The organism is Bartonella tribocorum, assembly GCF_002777915.1.
GTDB lineage: Bacteria > Pseudomonadota > Alphaproteobacteria > Rhizobiales > Rhizobiaceae > Bartonella > Bartonella tribocorum_A.
In genome coordinates this window covers 1-2353 of record NZ_NJGE01000058.1, presented here as the reverse complement: position 1 = coordinate 2353, position 2353 = coordinate 1, and the positions used below count along the sequence as shown (strand labels likewise).

Below are 2353 nucleotides of genomic sequence, written 5' to 3'. Positions count from 1 at the left end.
GCGAGCTATTTTGGTGGTGGCGCTGAATATAAAGAAGGCAAGTGGGCTGCTCCAAACTTCAAAGTTAACACCGTGAGTGCTGATGGTGATAAGGTTGAAGAGCAGAGCTATAAAACAGTAGCAGAAGCGTTTGCGGGAGTAGGCAGTTCTTTCACGAATCTTCATAATGAAGTGACAAATGCTGTTACGAATATTAATAACCAGATTAACCAAGTTGTGGGTGATAGTCTTGTGAAACAAGATGACAAGACACATGTCATTGCGGTTGGAGGTGAAAAGAACGGTACGAAAGTTACGTTTGCAAATACTGATGGTGCGGCACGGACGCTTACAGGTGTAAAAGCAGGAGAGCTCACAGAGACATCGACCGATGCCGTGAATGGTTCGCAACTTTTTGCAACCAATCAGAATGTCACGACAGTAACGAATGATCTCAAAACAGTTTCTGATAATACTTCGAAGTATTTAGGTGGCGGATCCGATGTGTTGAAGGGTGTAGCACCGACTTATACAGTGGAGGGTAAGAGTTACCAGAGTGTAGCAGATGCGTTTGGTGGTGTTGATCATTCATTCACAGAGCTTCATAAAGAGATTAAGCAAAATACGAATGAAGTTTCAGAAAATGTTAAGCAGAACGCGTTGTTATGGAGTGATAATGACAATGCATTTGTTGCGACGCATGGAACTGAAGGTGATAAGAAGAACAGCAAGATCACGTCTCTAGCGAATGGCAGTGTCACGAAAGATTCAACGGATGCGATCACTGGTTCACAGCTTTATTCGATGAATAATACGTTAGCGAGCTATTTTGGTGGTGGTGCTAAGTACGAGAATGGTGAGTGGGCTGCTCCAACTTTCAAAGTTACACAATTTTCTGGTGATGGTAAGTCTTCTGAAGAGACATATAACAATGTTGCCGATGCATTTGGTGGTGTAAATAGTTCTTTCAAAGGTCTTCATAATGAAATGACGAATGCTGTTACGAATATTAACAATCAGATTAGCCAAGTTGTTAGTGATAGCCTTGTTAAGCAAGATGCTACAACGAACCTCATCACTATTGGTAAAGAAGTCGCTGGCAGTGAGGTCAATATTGCTAACAAAGATAAAGAAGATCGTACACTTTCTGGAGTTAAGGCAGCAGAGAAGGGTAATGAAGCAGTTAACAAAGAGCAATTTGATAAGGGTTTGAAGGATCTTTCTAACAGTCTTCAGTCAGAAGATTGAGTTTAAAGATGTTGGTTCGGCTTTTGCAGGTATTGATAAGAATATCAATAATGTGAACAATCATCTTACGAATGTTGTTCAAGATTTTACGAAACAACTCACAGATATTACTGAGGAAGTTAAGGGTGATGCGTTGTTGTGGAGTCAAGATAAAGAGGCATTTGTTGCAACACATGGGACAGATGGTGAGAAGAAAAACAGTAAGATCACGTCTCTTGCGAATGGTAGCATCACGAAAGATTCAACAGATGCGGTGAATGGATCTCAGCTTTATGAAACCAATCAACATGTAAGCACTGTATCTAAGACTCTTGACACAGCGGCTACGGATATAGCTAAATCCTTTGGTGGAGGAGCTAAGTATGAGAATGGTCAGTGGTCTGCTCCAAGCTTTAAGGTTCACACTGTCAGTGAGGATGGAAGCAAGGTTGAAGAGAAGAGCTATGATGATGTAGCAAAAGCGTTTGCAAGTGTAGGCAGTTCTTTCAGCAATCTTCATAAAGAGCTTAAGAATGAGATTAACCAAGTTGTGGGTGACAGTCTTGTTAAGCAAGATGACAAGACGCATGACATTGCGGTTGGAGGAGAAAAGAGCGGTACGAAAGTTACGTTTGCGAATACTGATGGTGCGGCACGGACACTCACGGGCGTAAAAGCAGGAGATCTTACAGAAGCATCGACTGATGCCGTGAATGGTTCGCAACTTTTTGCAACCAATCAGAATGTGAGTGCTGTATCTAATAATTTGCAAACAGCATCAACCAACATAGCGAAGTCCTTTGGTGGCGGTGCTAAGTATGAGAATGGTGAGTGGTCCGCTCCAAGCTTTAAGGTTCACACAGTCAGTGAGGATGGTAGTAAGGTTGAAGAGAAGAGTTATGATGATGTAGCAAAAGCCTTTGCAAGTGTAGGCAGTTCTTTCAGCAATCTTCATAAAGAGCTTAAGAATGAGATTAACCAGGTTGTTAGTGACAGTCTTGTAAAGCAAGATGATGTGAGCAAGGTTATTAAGATAGGAGCGGAGAAAGAGGGTGCAGCAATCAGCATTGCAAACAGTGACGGTGCCTCCCGTAGTCTCTCTGGAGTAAAAGCAGCCACCCTTTCAGCGGTTTCGACAGAAGCGGTG

General features: G+C 42.4%; 2 pseudogenes. Both read left to right on the top strand.

What is annotated here, in order from left to right:
* Positions 1-1227, top strand: a pseudogene (locus CER18_RS09595) (hypothetical protein); the annotation flags it as partial.
* 52 nt (positions 1228-1279) lie between these two features.
* Positions 1280-2353 (top strand): annotated as a pseudogene (locus CER18_RS09590) (hypothetical protein); the annotation flags it as partial.